The organism is Sphingopyxis sp. LC363, assembly GCF_000756385.1.
In the GTDB taxonomy this organism is placed as follows: domain Bacteria; phylum Pseudomonadota; class Alphaproteobacteria; order Sphingomonadales; family Sphingomonadaceae; genus Sphingopyxis.
The window spans coordinates 12,964-29,597 of the sequence record NZ_JNFC01000024.1 but is presented as its reverse complement, the minus strand read 5'-3'; the positions used below and the strand labels follow the sequence as shown (position 1 = coordinate 29,597).

13 protein-coding genes are annotated in these 16,634 nt (G+C 60.9%); 5 read left to right on the top strand and 8 right to left on the bottom strand.

Annotated elements, in window-relative coordinates:
* Window positions 1–44: 44 nt before the first annotated feature.
* Both FG95_RS10840 and FG95_RS20225 read left to right on the top strand, forming a co-directional pair.
* Entirely contained in the window at window positions 45–2,639 is a 2,595-nt protein-coding gene (locus FG95_RS10840) for a TonB-dependent receptor (RefSeq protein WP_037555872.1), read from the top strand.
* A 1-nt stretch (window position 2,640) separates the two neighbouring features.
* Window positions 2,641–4,755: an Atxe2 family lasso peptide isopeptidase gene (locus tag FG95_RS20225; protein WP_152567624.1), complete on the top strand. Its 2,115-nt coding sequence runs from the start codon at window positions 2,641–2,643 to the stop codon at window positions 4,753–4,755.
* 7 nt (window positions 4,756–4,762) lie between these two features.
* Here FG95_RS20225 and FG95_RS10830 read toward each other — a convergent pair whose 3' ends face one another.
* The 5 genes from FG95_RS10830 to FG95_RS10815 form a co-directional block, all read right to left on the bottom strand.
* Entirely contained in the window at window positions 4,763–6,508 is a 1,746-nt protein-coding gene (locus FG95_RS10830) for an asparagine synthase-related protein (RefSeq protein ID WP_037555871.1), read from the bottom strand.
* Complete coding sequence (locus FG95_RS10825; RefSeq protein WP_037555870.1) at window positions 6,508–7,161, bottom strand: lasso peptide biosynthesis B2 protein; 654 nt, start codon at window positions 7,159–7,161, stop codon at window positions 6,508–6,510. The genes FG95_RS10830 and FG95_RS10825 overlap by 1 nt, the downstream gene beginning before the upstream one ends.
* A gap of 56 nt (window positions 7,162–7,217) precedes the next feature.
* Entirely contained in the window at window positions 7,218–7,346 is a 129-nt protein-coding gene (locus FG95_RS20535) for a benenodin family lasso peptide (RefSeq protein ID WP_148309302.1), read from the bottom strand.
* Between the two features lie 169 nt (window positions 7,347–7,515).
* A complete protein-coding gene (locus FG95_RS10820; protein WP_052182290.1) occupies window positions 7,516–8,166 on the bottom strand; it encodes a GntR family transcriptional regulator in 651 nt (216 codons plus the stop codon).
* A gap of 214 nt (window positions 8,167–8,380) precedes the next feature.
* Entirely contained in the window at window positions 8,381–8,896 is a 516-nt protein-coding gene (locus FG95_RS10815; RefSeq protein WP_052182289.1) for a sigma factor-like helix-turn-helix DNA-binding protein, read from the bottom strand.
* Window positions 8,897–9,109: 213 nt separating this feature from the next.
* Here FG95_RS10815 and FG95_RS10810 point away from each other — a divergent pair, with 213 nt between their 5' ends.
* The 3 genes from FG95_RS10810 (at window position 9,110) to FG95_RS10800 (ending at window position 11,150) form a co-directional block, all read left to right on the top strand.
* Window positions 9,110–9,535: a DUF1810 domain-containing protein gene (locus tag FG95_RS10810; protein WP_037555887.1), complete on the top strand. Its 426-nt coding sequence runs from the start codon at window positions 9,110–9,112 to the stop codon at window positions 9,533–9,535.
* 161 nt (window positions 9,536–9,696) lie between these two features.
* Window positions 9,697–10,653 carry a hypothetical protein gene (locus FG95_RS10805; RefSeq protein ID WP_052182288.1) on the top strand — a complete coding sequence of 319 codons (957 nt, stop codon included), beginning with the start codon at window positions 9,697–9,699 and terminating at the stop codon, window positions 10,651–10,653.
* Complete coding sequence (locus FG95_RS10800) at window positions 10,653–11,150, top strand: hypothetical protein (RefSeq protein WP_037555869.1); 498 nt, start codon at window positions 10,653–10,655, stop codon at window positions 11,148–11,150. Before FG95_RS10805 ends, FG95_RS10800 begins: the two co-directional genes overlap by 1 nt.
* Before the next feature lie 35 nt (window positions 11,151–11,185).
* On the opposite strand, the gene FG95_RS10795 is transcribed toward FG95_RS10800, so the two are convergent.
* Genes FG95_RS10795 through FG95_RS10785 form a run of 3 tightly spaced genes read right to left on the bottom strand, consistent with a single transcriptional unit; the run spans window position 11,186 to window position 16,603 of the window.
* Window positions 11,186–14,410, bottom strand: coding sequence for an error-prone DNA polymerase (locus tag FG95_RS10795; protein ID WP_037555868.1), 3,225 nt, complete (start codon window positions 14,408–14,410; stop codon window positions 11,186–11,188).
* Complete coding sequence (locus FG95_RS10790; protein ID WP_037555867.1) at window positions 14,407–15,927, bottom strand: Y-family DNA polymerase; 1,521 nt, start codon at window positions 15,925–15,927, stop codon at window positions 14,407–14,409. Before FG95_RS10790 ends, FG95_RS10795 begins: the two co-directional genes overlap by 4 nt.
* On the bottom strand, window positions 15,842–16,603 hold the full coding sequence (locus FG95_RS10785) for an ImuA family protein (protein WP_037555866.1): 762 nt from the start codon (window positions 16,601–16,603) through the stop codon (window positions 15,842–15,844). The genes FG95_RS10790 and FG95_RS10785 overlap by 86 nt, the downstream gene beginning before the upstream one ends.
* Between the last annotated feature and the right edge of the window lie 31 nt (window positions 16,604–16,634).

The window sequence follows — 16,634 nt, the reverse complement described above, 5'->3', positions numbered from 1 at the left end:
TCCCCAACACCGGCGCGCTCGCCGGGGACAGGGAGGCGAAATTCATGTCAGTAAGGGGCCAAATCTTTACGTCCGCGATTGCGATCAGTGCGGCGCTGGTTTGCACACCCGCGGCCGCGCAGTCTGAGCAGCGCCGCGGTTATCAACTCGAAGCCCAGGATTTGGGTTCTGCATTGCGCGCGGTCGGGCGAACGTCGAACAGCGAGATATTCTTCGAGACGGAGATCGTAGACGGAAAGCGAGCGCCAGCCCTGAAAGGGCAATACACGCCCCGCGAGGCCGTAGAAGCTCTGATCCAAGGGACGAACCTCGTCATCCTCGAACGGCGAGGGGCGATCATTATCCGTGAGCGATTTCCCGCGTCGCAAGCGGCAGTGAACGATAGCAGCGGTCAAAGCGAGATTATCGTTACCGGATCGCGCATTCGCGGGGGCCCTGCGACGTCCCCCATCACGAGCATCTCTCGACGAGATGCGGAGCGGGCGGGTCAAACCGACCTCGGTCAAGTGATCCGCGATCTCCCGCAGAACTTCTCGGGCGGTCAGAATCCCACGATCGCGCCGACGGGCCAAGGCAGTTTTTCGAACGTCTCCGGTTCTTCGACTCTCAATCTGCGAGGTCTGGGCCCAGATGCGTCGCTGACGCTTTTGAACGGTCATCGCGTCGCATTCGATGCCATCAGTCAAGGCATCGATATCTCGGCAATACCGCTGGCGGCGATTGAGCGCGTTGATGTGATAACCGACGGCGCATCGGCACTCTATGGCTCGGACGCGGTAGCCGGCGTCGCCAATATTATTCTCAGGCGCAGCTTTGACCGGTTGTTCACTTCCGCGCGGATCGGCGCCGCGACAGAGGGTGGAGCCTTTGCGCAGCAATATAGCGCTGTAGGAGGTCCTTCGTGGAACGGTGGTAGCGTTATGCTCGCCGGCGACTTCTCCCGAACTGGCGAAATCAAAGGACGACAGCGATCCTATACCAGCAACCTTCTTCCCGACTCCACTGTCTTGCCCGGTCAAAAGCAATTGAGCATCGTCCTCGCAGGCAGGCAGGAAATCTCCGATAGAAGTGTCTTCGAGATTGACGGCCACTTTACGCATCGCACGACGGCGCGCTGTATTTCGCCGACCAGTGCCGCCGTTTCGATAAGCTGCTACCGGCAAGGGAGTGTTGTCGCCTCGGGCGTCGACAGTTGGTCTGTGTCCCCGGCATTCCGCTTTTCACTGCCCTCGGGTTGGAATCTGAATATCCTAGGAACTTACAGCCAGAGCAACAACACGATCTCGAATCTCACATATGCCGGCGGCCTCGAGACAATGCGCGTTTTGCCCAATTATGATAATAGCTTGAGGTCGGGCGAAGCTGGCGCAGAGGGGCCAATTTTTGGTTTGCCCGGCGGCGACGCAAGATTGGCCATCGGGGCGGGTTATCGCTCCAATCGTCTTCGCGTCGATTCTCGCCGAATTGTTGGTGGCGTTGAGGCGCCGATCGATGTTTTTCGTGAATCGCGCGAAGTCTTGTTCGGCTACGGCGAAGTGTCGTTGCCGCTGATTTCAGAGACAAATGCGGTCGCCTTCGCAAGCAAACTGCAGGTGAATGGCGCAATCCGCATCGAGGATCATAGGGGAATCGACCGTGTTACGACGCCGAAGCTGGGGCTGATTTACGCGCCCATCAACGGGTTAGAACTCAAAGCAAATTGGGGCAGATCGTTCAAGGTTCCGACGCTCTTCCAGACGGGCCAAACGACGAATGCACAGTTGGTGCCGGGGTTCATTTTCAACCCCGCGCCCGCAAACGCCAATCCCGTGCTCTTGGTATTTGGCGGCAATGGGAACCTTCAGCCGGAACGTGCGACCACATTAAGTCTGTCATCGTCGATCGAGCCCGCGGGCCTCCCCGGGCTGAGGATCGACTTGGGATACTTCAGAATTCGATATAAAAATCGCGTCGCGGAGCCGATTTCTCCGGTGACAAGTGCATTGCTCCAGGTGTTTGGCGACTTTGTAGCGCTCAATCCATCGGCGACAGACGTGCTCTCGAGCGTCGACGGCCTTACCGGCACATTCGCAAATTTTACAGGCGCCCCCTTCGATCCCGGCGCGGTCGCAGCGATCGTCAACGATCAGCTCCAGAATATATCTCTGCAATCGGCCGAAGGTTTCGACGGATCAGTGAGTTTTCTCCATGATCTTGGAGACGACAGGACGTTGTCATTCAAGGGCGCGCTGAGCTACCTCGATAGCTCTCGGCGGATAACGACCGCTCTTCCGTCCATGCCGCAAGCGGGCTTGATATTTCAGCCGCCACACTGGCGCGGAAGAATGAGTGCGAGCTGGGAGGAAGCCAATTTCGTTCTGAGTGCGTCCGGATCATTTGTTGGCGGCACCAAAGACAATCGATTCCAGCCGAGTGCGAGAGTGCAATCCTTTGTGACTTTCGACACTGTCGCGACGTTCCGAAGCGCGAGGGCGAGCGGCCCACTGTCGGGCACGAATTTGACCATCGCTATTCAAAATTTGTTCAATGAGAAGCCCAGCCTCATTCGAACGGTCGATCCGGCGGCATTCCGATATGACTCGATCAATCATTCGCCATTTGGGAGGGTAATAAGCCTGACGTTGTCGAAGGCTTGGTGACGTGTCGTTCCCAAAGCGCTTCGCCGCGACATTGATGGCCGGGGCAGCGGGCGTCCTCCCACATTCCGCGCTCGCCGCCGATGTCTGCGCGAGATTGGCGCCACCAGCACAGAAGGAGATTCGTAGCGGTCTCGTCACGCCCGAGCTGCTTGCGCAGCTACGTGATATTGGGCCGGCGACGTTGCCAGACCGCCGCCGAAAGCTGTTCACCATATCGCCTGACGGAAAATGGGTGGCGTTTTTCCTCCATCGAGGATTTCCAAACGAAAATGTGTACTGTGCCGGACTGGCTATTCTTTCGCTCGAGAGGCCGGCAAATGTTCGGATCCTCGATTTTAGCCGCGAACTCATCCGTGACGAACCGCCCAGATATGGTTGGGCGACGTTTCCGATTGGAACTGCCGCGCCAGTTACGCCCCGTTGGGAACCGGCGGGGCGCTGGATCGCATATCTGAAACGCGAGCATGGTTTGACTCAGGTGTGGCGTGTCGATGTCGGCACGGGGGCTGCCAGTCAGGTCACGAATTCTCTCGTGAATGTCGATGACTTCCGGATTACTGAGGACGGACGAACGGTTGTTTATTCGTCCCGCCCAAAATTGCCCGAAAAATCAGCTGAGATTGATCGGGAAGGATTGAGGGGCTGGCGGTTCGATGCGCGGGCGTTTCCGGTGCGTGGTGCGAGGCCTCAGACGCCCGACGCGGATCGCTTCTTGACGAGTGTAGATCTTGAAGAGGGGCGGGAACGAGAGGCGCGTGCCGATGAGGCCAATCTGTTTGACATAGCTCGAGGTCTTCCGGGAAACACCACGGCGTATTCGAGAGCTGCTGGCGGCTCGGAAGCATGGGCGGAAACCATCGACACTCCACTCTTCCCTCCCCTCTATCGCTTGACGGCCAAACGTAACGAAAAGTCAGAACAGTGCCATTTCAGGGCCTGCGAATTCGATTGGTCCACTTCAGTCTGGTGGAATGACGATGGAACCAGGATTAGATTCACCCGCCGCGAAGGTTGGGCCAACAGCCTCACCGCCATTTACGAATGGATTCCGGGTCGAGGTGAACCAAAACGCGTTCTCCTCACCAGCAACGCGTTGATCGAATGTCAGCCGATCGCAGATGACCTGCTCTGCCTGCAGGAGCGGTCGCAACGACCGCGCCATTTCGTGAGACTTCAGCTCGCTGCCGGCCAAATCAAAGAGATATTTGATCCGAACCCGGAGTTTTCGAACCTTTCGCTCGGGCGCGTAGAGCGCTTGAATTGGCTCAACGCTAAGAATGTGCCCTTTTATGGGGATCTTGTTTATCCCGTCGGGTACGAGCCTGGCCGCCGCTACCCGATGGTGATCGTTCAATATCGGACCAAGGGATTTCTTCGCGGGGGTATCGGGGACGAGGTGCCGATCCAAACGCTTGCCGGAAGAGGCTACTTCATTCTCAGCGTCGACAATCTGACATATGAAGATATCGTCGGGAGAAAACAATCAATCGAGCAACTCGTAGCAGCCTTCAACGACGATTTCAGAGGTAGACGGAGTATTTTATCGGCGATCGAAATCGCCACCCGGCGACTGATCGACAAGGGTCTCGTCGATCCGCAGCGTATCGGAATCTCCGGACTGAGCGATGGATGCACCACAGTTCAGTTTGCCGCGGTAAATAGCCAGCTTTTTTCAGCTGGGTCAGTCTCAGGCTGTGGATGGGAGCCCTTCCAAGACGCGATCTTGGGGCCAATGATCGCGCAGAACTATCACGAAAGCGGGTGGCCTCGCCTCGCGGACGCGAACCCCGGGTTCTGGTCGAAGATCTCAATCACCCTTGATCCCCGACGCGTGAGATTTCCGTTCCTTTTTCAGGCTTCGGACAATGAATATCTAGCGATGGTCGGTAGCCACACGGCGTTAGTTCAAGCAGGGATCCCCAGCGATCTCTATATTTTTCCGGACGAAGATCACATCAAATGGCAACCCGCGCACCGGTTGGCAGTCTATAGGCGCAATCTCGATTGGTTTGATTTCTGGCTAAAGGGCTTGGTGCCGAGCGATCCAGCACGGAAAGCAGAAGCCGAGCGGTGGTCGGAAATGAAGGCATCGTGGAAGAGACCGATTCCAAAGTAGATTACGATTATGCACGCGACCAATGTGCGGACCAGGCCTCTGCATCCAGAAGGGCCATGATCCGCGGGCAGTCATTCAGCCCATTCCCGCCGCTCGATCGACGAAGCGGCTCGATTGCGGAGCGATCGATTATCCCGTGCCCTGCCAGGCGCCCATCGCATAGTCGATCGATTATTTGCGATCGATGCCGATCGATGAACTGTGCAATGAAGCCGTCGGGGCTTCCCTTGCCCGCCCTTTCGACTACCTCGCGCGGCAGCACGGATGCAAAAGCACGACGGGCGACCGAACGATCGACGCCGCCCTCACAGGATTCCCACGACGGAATGCTTAGGCACAGTTCAACGACCGGCTGAGACAGGAGAGGCGAGATCATTGGCATCGCGAGCTGTTTATCTCGATGCTCGACGTGGTTCATCGCCTGAAGAATCATCGCAACGTGACCGAGCTTTCCGAGCGGGGCGTCCCGTGGTGGACTTAGCCAGGGGTGCTCGACCGCTCGGCCTCGCTCGCTTGCGACAACATCCGGGTGCAAATAGTCAGATACGGCGCTCCAGCGCATTTTCTTGGAACGCGAAAACAAAAGCCGGACGGTCTCGATCAATGCCTCACCGACGCCGGCTCCCGTGATCTGGCATATATCGCGCAGCGTGTTCATAACGCCGGGCGAAAACCCTTCTTTACGGAATCGGTCCGCTAAGGGTCGCGCGGAATGCGTAAGGTAGAACACATTGTCCCCGCCGGCTCCAACAAAGAAGGCGTCGGCATTTTGTGTAGATGCGGCCTCACGGATTGCATGATTGTAGGCTTGTTCATGTGATTTGCCGCACGGGAATGGGATCCCTTCGGCAACAGACCTGTCCAGGTCGATGAGCCGGTCAATATAGGGCATCTCAATGAGCTCAGCCCCAAGGGCAGCACTAACCGCACGAGCATACTCCGTCTCGTTTCCGGTCGTGTCAGCGGTCGTCAAGGTCGTGCAAACAAAATCGGAGCCCGCGCCCGCGAGACAGGCAGCGACTATTGACGAGTCCAATCCACCTGACAGCCCCACCAACGGCCGATTAAAGGATGACCGCCAAGCGGAAAACGTCGATCCGAGCACGCCGAAAAGGCAATCGGAACTTGGTCCGGATGCGCCGATCGGCTCTATATGGTTCCAAGGATTCCACAGCGGCGTTGCCACCACTCTTGACCCGACGATCGAGAGTGCGTTTCCTGGGAGCAGCTGCATTATTCCTTCAACCGCTGTATGCTCTGAAGGAAGCTGGTGATGATAGAGGAAACGACTGACAGACTTCCAGTTGACCGAGCGGCCAACGACGCCCCAATCAACTAGAATTTCCGCGTCGGACGAAAATGCAATGACGCAGTCAGTCTGACTCCAGTAGCAAGGGAGGCCCCCAGAGGGTTCGCGCACAACGTTGATGGCATTCTGGTTGATGGCGATGGCGACGAAGTTGCCCCAAAACTCGTCGACGAGGCGGCGTCCGCCGCTCTCCATCACCGCCAATTCATCGTCATAGGACAAGGCTTTCAGTTGTTGTCCCGGCCCGCGATCGCAAAACAGCTTGCCGATGACAAATCCACGGCCGTTTGCGACGGTGATGATGTCGTCAGGATCGTTCGTGAAAAGAAAGACGTTCCCTTCCTGGTGTCTCAGTGAAAGATCGGAACGCGAGCAAAATTCGTTGACGTCGTGATCGGACGGATGATTTCCGACGCATACAAGAAGGAGGTAAGAAAGGCGCATTATGCCACCAGAATGGGCATAAACATCCGGACCCTATCAGGCTTTTCGTTGAGGACTGTGGCCCCGCGCTGCACCCAGCAATGCGCTGCAAACGGATCGGTCTGCACGCCCACGACGATCTCGGCCTGTAGTCCACGATTGCGACATGTGGCGACGAGCGCCAAGGAACGCTCCAGACATCGATCATGGCTTCCTACCAGTAGATCAGTAAATTCGAACGCCCGCAGGATGGTCGCGAGCGACGCTTCGGTGCGTGGTTGCTCAGTCTCAATCACGTTCTTCTTGAGCCTTGCGACGATGCGTTGAAGAGGCCAACGCCTTAGTCGCCTCTTCCAGAGAAGCCGCGCCACCAATGCTCGGATGGTTTCGATAGGCGATAAGGTGGCGCCACCGTCGTGCGTCGACGTCGGCAATATTGTCGCTACCGGTTTTGGTATGACCGCGTTTTCGACGACCGCGAGAATCCCGCGCTGCGCCAATTTCGTCAGCTGATGGCTGTCGGCCTCCGACGGATTCTGCTCGGTGATCCAGCGATGAAATGCGTCGTGATTGCAGTCGGCAAGCGCAATGTAGCGCCCCGAGTGCAGATCGAGAATGATTGTACGGCTTTCTGCAGAACAGAAGCTGAGCCCATCGCGAAGTGCGTAATTCATAAGTCAGAGTGGCCTGTAGGCGCGCGAACCTGAGTAAGATTCACGCGCCCAACGGCTCAATCGTCCGAAAGACCGGCGCGGGGAAGCTGTCCGCCGACGCCGTCGGTCAGAATCTCGCCGACACCTTTGGTTTCCTCGGTGACGGCGCCGAGATCGATGAGATCGTCATTCTGTTCGTGGTTCATGAGATTCTCTCCATTCGCTTTCGATCGCTGCGGAACGCAGCATTGCGAATGTTAGTGAGGCTCTCCCTGATCAGCGACGCGATAAGGCCCCGGATATGGGAGCGCTTTGGGTGATCCGCTCGGACAAAGTCGAACTGCTCGCAGGAGTGGTTTCATTATCATTGCAGAATCAATATGAAAGATCGTCGCAGTGAGGACTCCCCACGGCCGCGGCAATTTCAATTACGCGTCGCAGACGCCGGCGATGATAGGCCCAAATCGACCGGACGAGGTCTGGCCATCGACCTTCTACGGTCAAGGCCTGCACCGCCCTAAGCTCGTCCGCCACGCCATTGAGAACCGCGGGCTCCCTCAACCTCGCGACGCTGAGTCGCTCACCAGCAGACGCGACCGCGCAGGCAAGTTCACCGCTTGGAGATACTGCCGCAATTGCTGAAAACAGGCGAGCCGTCGCAGCCGCAAGGCTGGCCGGCGTTGTCAGCTCCGGAAGAGGATCGATGGCCATCTGCACGGCTGACTTGGCATCGATGCGTTTCGGATTCAGGGCACTGCGAACGAGCTGGCCATGCCAAAAGTACAGGTCTCGCAGTTCGGCGACACCGACATTTGGTATTTCGTAGCCGCCTCCGGCGTGCAGTGAGAGCAGGCGTTCGCCAACAAGCTGGGAAGCTGCATTCCGGATCGGCGTTACGCTCGTACCATAGTCATCGGCCAGCGATCGCTCGATCAGCGTGGTGCGCGGCGCGAAGCGGCCACGAAGGATATCGTCCTTCAGGAGCGCGTATACGCGAGACGATGTAGCGGGGCTGGAAAGCATCATGGCGGAAGCCCAATCCTGCCGCGACGACCGGCTGAGTACCGGATGCGATCGCAAATGGTGGTGGGTTGGACAGGCATCCAATCAGTTTCGCGATTCTTCTCATGGTACGTTCACTGCTCGCACCAAATAAATCAGAGAAAACCGCGAGGTCAAAAGAAACAGTCCTCAATTCTGGAGCAATATTCTCCGTTGAACTGCACTCTTCAACCAATTTCTATTCGGGCATTTCCTTGGCCTGCGCGACCGCCTCGTCCAGTCGGGCCAGCGCGAGCCCTATCTGCAATTGCACTTGCGCGACATCTATATGCAGTTGCTCGGCGATTGCTTCATATGGCAGCCCGTCCAGCGCGTGGGTGAGAAATATCTGGCGCATCTCCTCCGGCATATCAGCTACCGCAGCTTCGAAGCTTCGGCGACCCGGCGTGTCTGCTCGGGCGGGAAAAACAGTCGAAATTTTCACCCAGGCGCGAACCCAGCTAGTGCCGTCCGGGTTGACCTCGATTACCCGCTCATCCTGATCAATTCGGAGGAACGATGTCGTGGCCCATCGTTCGCGAGCTTCCCGGATTGCTGGATGCGCCGGTGCCGTCAGACGTTTTAGTTCCTCTGCCACGCGTGCGGCGAGTTCTCGCCTTCGAGCCCGGCGCTGGAATCCCATCTCGACGAGTTCGCCGTTCTCCAGAGAATGGAGGAGTTGCTGGAGAAGCTCGATTATTTGGCGGGTGGTCATGATGTATGCCCTTCGTGACGGCCGACCGTTCGCAAAGCGGTACGGGTCGACATGGAATATGGTGCGCGGTCAGGGAACGCTGGGCTCGAACTCCCTAGGCATTCCTCTGATCTGCCTTTCGCTTCCCTCTCCCCTCCTTCGCGTCCATATGGACGCTGAAATCCTTGGGGCCTGTCTCATCCGGTGATGCAGGCAGGGTGCGTTGGGGTCTGCATGACTGACAAATTTTCGCTCGATCGCTTTGTGGAGGTTCAAATTCTCACCTATGCGCCTGCGCTCGCCGAATTACGGCGAGGGGAGAAGCGGACGCATTGGATGTGGTGGATATTTCCTCAGCTTGCGAAGCTAGGCCGCAGCTCGACAGCGCAGCAATTTGCGATTCACTCGGTGAAGGAAGCTCAGGCCTATCTGGACCATCCGATTCTAGGGCCACGTTATCTGGAATGCGTGACGGCTCTGCAGGACCTCAACACCAGCGATGCCAATGCAGTCTTCGGAGAGGTTGACGCCAAGAAGCTTCGCTCATCGCTCACCCTGTTCGAGCTAGCCTATCCACATCCGCTATTCGCCGCAGCTCTTGATCGTTGGTTTGGCGGTGTGCGAGACACGAGAACGTTGGAGTTGCTCGGTAAAGCATGACGAGGCCAAAGCACAGAACACCTCAGCCGGGTGATCCCATGTTCACCCTCACTGAGTTGGAGGGGCCGGAGGGCGGCGACCCCCGAACGTTAAGCTTCGCCAACGCCCAAGTCCAACCTCTGGATTTTGCGACTCTGCAATGTGCGAAGATTCATAGACCAGTGACCATTCCGCTCGTTTGGCGCGGCGGCACGCTGATCGATACGACGATCGAGGGACGTACGCCCGGCGAAACCGTCGACGCATCGGCAATTCTTGAAAGCAAGTTCACTTCCAAGGCGATCGGCCTCGTAAAGGGGGGCTGGCTCCCATCGGCCTTCGCGGTGATGTATCAGAAGACCATGATCCTGGTGGACCGCAATGTCGTCAGCCAGATCACCAGCCGCTTTGAAAACGGCAAGCGGCGCGGCGAGCAGGAACCCGATTTTATCGACCTGTTCGCAGACCAGCCCATCCGCATCAATCCGCTCCTTTTCGTTCTCGAAGGCAATCGCCGTACGATTCCGACGCCGGACGAGGCGGCGGCGCAACTCGCGGAGGTCGAGATGAAGCTGCGCGCTGCTCTTCCCGAAGCGGAACTCGCCATCGGCCCCGACAGTCTAAAGGGCGCACTCGGACTCATCGAAGATTCAAGGGCATCTCTGGATTGCAAGCAGCGCTTTCTGCGCCATATCGCTCCCCGGATGACTTCGCCGGTAGCGCAGCGCGACGTCGAGACGCGGTGGAAGCAGATCATCGAGGCCGCCGACCTCCATTCGGTGCCGCGACAGTCGCTGGTCGTGCTGGCCGCTCTCAGCGCAGTCGCGGTGCCCAACTGTAAGAGCCCCGCCAAGCGGCTGCTCAAGTTCCGAAACGGGTATTCCGAAGCTGACGCCTACAATGCGCTCGCCGACCTGCGGGCCATCGAGCTTTTCATCGGATGCCACTGTCTGTTTCCGGAAGAGCCGATGCAGCTCTGTACCGGCGACAAGGATATGGCTTTGCTCTGGAGCGGTCTTCAGGCTTCGAACTTTCGGCGAAGCGGGACAGGTTTCAGCTACGACATGGCCCCAGTAGAGGGACTGTTTCCTCAAAGCCTCGGGCTTTCGTGGAAAGCTTATCTGGAAGAGGGGAAGTGATGTTCTGCCCATTGGCGATCGAATGGGGAAATGCCGCCGATTGGGCTTCGGCTATTGCGAGTTTCTGCGCCGTCGTCGCGGCGCTGTGGATCGCGTTCGGTCAGGAACGAAACGCCCGCAAACTCGGGCAGATCGCCAAGAACGAGGAGCACGCACGCACGGCGCATCTTATCGGGGAAGTCATAAGACTGACCGCCGAGATCGAGGCGTTCGCGAACGCGGGCGCGATGTTCGCGGAGATGGGTGGAGGCCGGGATGGAGGATTGGTTTCCCATAGTCAGGACATAGAAGGTGCTCGTGCGCAGTTGTCGGCGCTTCAGCATTATCCTCAATCCGACCCGCGTATCTTCGGCGAGATCGGTCGCATCATCCGAGAAAGTGCTCTTCCTTCCGATTTCTTGGCCAGCAGCATTTCCTTTCAAGCGATCGTCTGCCGCGGTCTAGCCGAAAGGCTGGCGCCCCGCCGCGCGATCCTTGCGCAGCTGCTTTCATCATAATCGTGAGGCGTTGACCGTTCCCGACGCCCACCGTCTCAATGAAAATTACGGCTTTTGACGAGTTCGGGGGCTGGCACCTGCGCCCTCCCCTTCCCCGATCGAGGATCGGGCCCGCCGCCACTCATTGCGCCATCGGCACGCCCCATGGCCAAGCGGAACGACACGTCGCGCTGAGTGAGCGTATCGAGCACGTCCGAAAGGTTCAAGAGCTTCTTCACGATCACGTGGACGACCTCGCCTTCGCGCTGGATCTGGCCATAAATGCCGAGCAGACGCGCCCCCATGACGATACGTCGATTTTCCTCGAACATGCGAGGCCAGACGATCAGATTGGCGATGCCCGTCTCGTCCTCGATGGTGATGAACATGACGCCCTTCGCCGATCCAGGCCGCTGGCGGACGAGGATGAGCCCGGCGAGCCAGACATAGCGGCCATCGCGAATCCCATCGAGCGTGCTGCAGGGAACCATCTTGCGGGCGGCAAGCTCGCTTCGCAGAAATGCCACCGGATGCTGCCGCAGGGTCAGGCCGACATGGCCATAATCCTCGACGACCTCCCTGCCCTCCTGCATCGGCGTGAGCAGCACCGGCTGCTCGACGATTTCATGGACGAAGCCATTCTCGCGTGCGTCGGCCGCGGCAAACAAGGGAAGCTGCTCGTCGCGCAGCGCCTTGATCGCCCACAGCGCATCGCGGCGCGCAAGGCGCATCCCCCCGCGGAAAGCGTCGGCCTCCGCCAGCCGGTTGAACGCGCCCATGCCGACGTCGGCGCGGCGCCATAGCTCCTCGATGCTGGCGAAGGGCTCATCGGCGCGCGCGGCGATGATCCGCGCGGCATCCTGTTCATTGAGGCCGCGCACCATCCGCATCCCCAAGCGGACCGCGAAACGATCCTCGCCTATCGGTTCGAGCGTGCAGTCCCAGCGCGATACGTTGATGCAAACCGGCCGTATCTCGACGCCGTGCGCCCGCGCGTCCTGCACGATCTGCGCCGGCGCATAGAATCCCATCGGCTGCGCATTGAGGAGGCTGGCGCAGAAAATCTCCGGATGCCAGCATTTGAGCCAGCAGGACGCATAGGCGATGAGGGCGAAGCTCGCCGCATGGCTTTCGGGAAAGCCGTAGCTTCCGAAGCCTTCGAGCTGGCTGAACGTCTTCTCCGCGAATTCTGCCGTGTAGCCGCGCTCGACCATGCCGGAGATCAGCTTCTCCTTGAACTTCGAGACCCCGCCGGTGTGCTTGAAGGTCGCCATTGCGCGGCGGAGTTGATCGGCTTCAGACGGCGTGAAGCCGGCGCATTCGATCGCAACGCGCATCGCCTGTTCCTGGAAGAGAGGGACACCCAGCGTCTTGCCGAGCACCCGTTCCAGCTCGGGCTTGGGATATTCGACCTTCTCGGTGCCGGCGCGGCGACGAAGATAGGGATGAACCATGTCGCCCTGGATCGGCCCGGGGCGGACGATCGCGACTTCGATGACGAGATCGTAGAAGGTGCGCGGCTTGATGTGCGGCAGCATCGCCATTTGCGCCCGGCTCTCGATCTGGAAGGCGCCGAGCGTGTCGGCCGCGCGGATCATCGCATAGGTGCGGGGATCTTCGGGCGGTATCGACACGAGATCCATCGCGATGCCCTTATGCTCGGCGAGCAGATCAAAACCGCCCTTCATCGCGGTGAGCATGCCGAGCGCGAGGCAGTCGACCTTCATGAATTTGAGCGCGTCGATATCGTCCTTGTCCCATTCGATCACCTGGCGATCCGGCATGGCAGCGGGCTCGATGGGGACGAGCTCGTCGAGCCGGTCATGGGTCAGGACAAAGCCACCGGGATGTTGCGAGAGATGGCGGGGCGTGCCGATCAGCTGGCGCGCGAGATCGAGCGCGAGCCGCAGCCGGCGATCGCCGAGGTTAAGATTGAGCTCGGCCGCCTGCTTCTCGTCGACGCCCTCGTCGCTCCACCCCCAGACCTGGCTCGAGAGCGCCTTGATCAGATCCTCGGACAGGCCAAGCGCTTTACCGACATCGCGAATGGCGCCTTTCGTGCGATAGCGGATGACCGTGGAGCAGAGCGCAGCATGGTCGCGGCCATAGGTGTCGAACACCCACTGCATGACGATCTCGCGCCGCGCATGCTCGAAGTCGACGTCGATGTCGGGCGGCTCCTTGCGCTCCTGGCTGACGAAACGCTCGAAGAGGAGGTCGGACCGTTCGGGGTCGATCGAGGTGATACCGAGGACATAGCAGACCGCACTGTTCGCCGCCGAGCCCCGGCCCTGGCAGAGGATGTCGCGGCTGCGCGCGAAGCGGACGATCGAGTTCACCGTCAGAAAATAGGGTGCATAATCGAGCTCGCCGATTAATCGGAGTTCGTGGCGGAGCAGCCGCGCGACCTTTTCGGGCACGCCTTCGGGATAACGATCCTCGGCCGCCTTCCATGTCATGTGTTCGAGCGCCTGCTGGGCAGTTGCCCCCTCGGTGCCGGCTTCCTCGGGATATTGATATTTGAGCTCGTCGAGCGAGAAGCGGCAACGATCGGCGATGTCGAGGGTTCGCGCGAGCGCTGCGGGATAGCGCTGGTAGAGCCGGTGCATTTCGGCTGCGGGCATCAGGAAACGGTCGGCATAGCGTTCGCGCCGAGCGCCGAGCGCGTCGATCGTGCAGCGGTGGCGGGTGCAGGTCATGACCTCCTGGAGCACGCGGCGATGCGGATGATGATAGAGGACGTCGCCGGTGACGACGGTGGGAACCCGATGGCGGGCCGCGAGGTTCGTCAGATCATGGAGGCGAAGCTGATCGCCCGGGCGGCGGCGCAAGGTCAGGGCCAGATAGCCCCTCCCCTCGAAGATCCGCGCGAAACGGCCCAGCACGGCTTCGGTGTCGGCCACCTCGTCGGGCAGGAAGATCGCGAGCAGGTCTTCCGCGAACGCCTCGACATCCGCCCACCCGATCACGCACTTGCCCTTCCCTCCCCGCGTCTTTCCCCGGCTGAGGAGGCGGCAAAGACGGGCATAACCGGCGCGGTTCATCGGATAGACGAGCAGCGACTGGCCTTCGGAGAGGTCGAGGCGGCAGCCGACGATCAGCCGGACCCTGGCGAGCTTGGCCGCTTCATGGGCGCGCACGATGCCGGCAAGCGTATTTCGGTCGGTGATCGCAAGCGCGTCGAGGCCACAGGCTTCGGCCTGGGCGAAGAGTTCGTCAGGGGACGACGCCCCGCGCAGGAACGAGAAATGCGACGCGCACTGGAGTTCGGCGTATCTCATGCGAACAGCCCGTGCAGGAACCAGCCTTGACCGCCCGTGGCGCTGTCCATGCCGTCGCCGTTCCGGAAGAGCCAATAGCGCGCGCCGGTTTCGTCCTCGACCTGGAAATAATCGCGAACGCCGAGAAATTCGGCGTCGTTCAAATGCCATTCGCCATAGATGCGTTCAGGACCGTCGGCGCGCGTCACCCGGCGCCGGACGCCGCGCCAGACAAAATGCACGGGTGGATGGTCGGGCAGCAGGGCCATGGTATCGACGGGCTCGGGGCGTGCGAAAAGCCGCGCCGGGCGCGGCCAGGCAGCCGGCCACCGGGTCTCGGTCGGATCGGACATCGGCGCGATGCGGGCGACCGAACGCTCGGGAATATCGCTCTCGCGCGCGGCGGCCCGAAAGAGCCGCCCCTCCCCTATCCGGTTCCCGAGCAGGTCGACGAGGGCCGCGACGTCGGGGACGGGAGCCTCGCCGAGATTTGAAACCATGTGGTAGGTCAGCGGTTCAGCCGCGGGGACGGTCAGCTGCATTCGCTCGACACCGAAACCCGGATCGATGGTCTCAAGCCGGTCGCAGAGCAGCCGTGTCATCTGCCTGCGATCGCGGCTCGGCTTGGCAAGTCCGGCCCGAATAGCCTCGATGCGGTTATCGACCCGGTGGAAGCTGAGGTCGAGTCGGCGTGCGCCGACGCCTTCCTCCTCCAGACGCCGGGCGAGTTCGTCGACCAGCTTACCCGTGTAGCGCGCGAGCGTTTCGGGCGCGCCGATCGGCTCGGCGAACCGCCGCTCGACGGTGATCGGCTCAGGCGGCTGGATCGGCTCGAAGGGTTCGGCGACGCGGCCGAAGGCCTGGTCGAGGCGCTGGCCGGGCGCAGACCCGAAGCGCAGGGCCAGCGACGCGCGCGGCATCGCCTCGAGGTCGGCGATTGTCTCAAGGCCGAGGCGCCCGAGAGTGAGCACCATGTCGGCGTCGAGGCGCAGCGCCGCGATGGGGAGCGCGCCGATCGCCGCCTTAAGTTCGAGCGGATCGACGACGCGCGCGGGACCGGCCCCATAGCGCGCAAGCGCGTGCGCCGCGCCATAGGTCGGCGCGCAAACCGCGCGCGCGGTCGCCCCCACCTCCGCAAGGCGGTGGACGAGATCACGAAGGACGCCCTCAGGTCCGCCAAAGGCGTGCGCGGCGCCGGTGATGTCCAGCATCAGGCCATCGGGCGGATCGGCCGCGATGATGGGCGCGTAGCGGCGCAGCGACCAGCAGGCGAGCTTCTCCAGCGCGGCGCGATCGGCGTCCGGTTCGGCATCGAGGATCTGGAGATCGGGAACGAGCGCCTGTGCCTGCGCGACCGTCATACCTGGGACAAGACCGATCGCGCGCGCCGCCGCATTCGCCGCGGTCAGGAGACGGCGCTGCCCTTCCATCGCCGCCAGCACCAGCGGCGCGTCAGGAGGCGGCGCGCTGGAGCCAAGCCTGCGACGCAGCCGATCGGTCGGCCAGGTCGGCAGGAAGAGCGAGATGACCTGCCGCATCGCAGCCTTCCACGAGAAAATCGGCGCTCTCGCCAGCCCGGCACCGGATGAGCTCGACAAACCAGCGCGGCCGCCCGACCCCGGGAACCGGGAGCGGCGCGGTCGGCACGCTGGTCACGCGCCAGCGGGTCGCGGCCGCGGTCGGCTGTCCGAAATCGGAGGCTTCGGCCGTCCGGCGCCAGCGGCGGATGGCGATGCCGATGGTGCCGGTGCTTTCGGCCGCCAGTTGCAGACGGCGCGAGGCCGTCATCGAAAGCCGGGCCGCTTCGGCAACGACACCGCCGAGGCCGCCATGACGAAGCCCCTCCTCAAAGCAGCTCAGGAGCGAGGTCTCGTCGCGGGCTTCGACATAGATGACCCGGTCGGGATCGAGACCCGCGAGCGCGAGCGCCGGCGCGAACAGGTCGGACTGCGTCATGCACCAGAGTATCTTGCCTTTGACGCGCGCGAGAATGCCGGCAGCGAACAAGGCGGCGGCAGCCGCATCCGTCGCGCCTTGCGCGCCGCCGGCGACTTCATGGAGGGCGCCGAGCGCGAGCCCGCCACCAGGCAAGCGCCTGTCGATCGCGTCGAGCCCGAACGGCAAGGTGCCAGACGAGCGCCGTTCGGCCCCCTCGATCCTGGCGATCCGGGCGCGTAGCGTCGTCAGATGAGGGCGCGGCCCTCTCTCCGTCATGAAGGGCCTCCATGGCTTTGGCGGTTGGTTG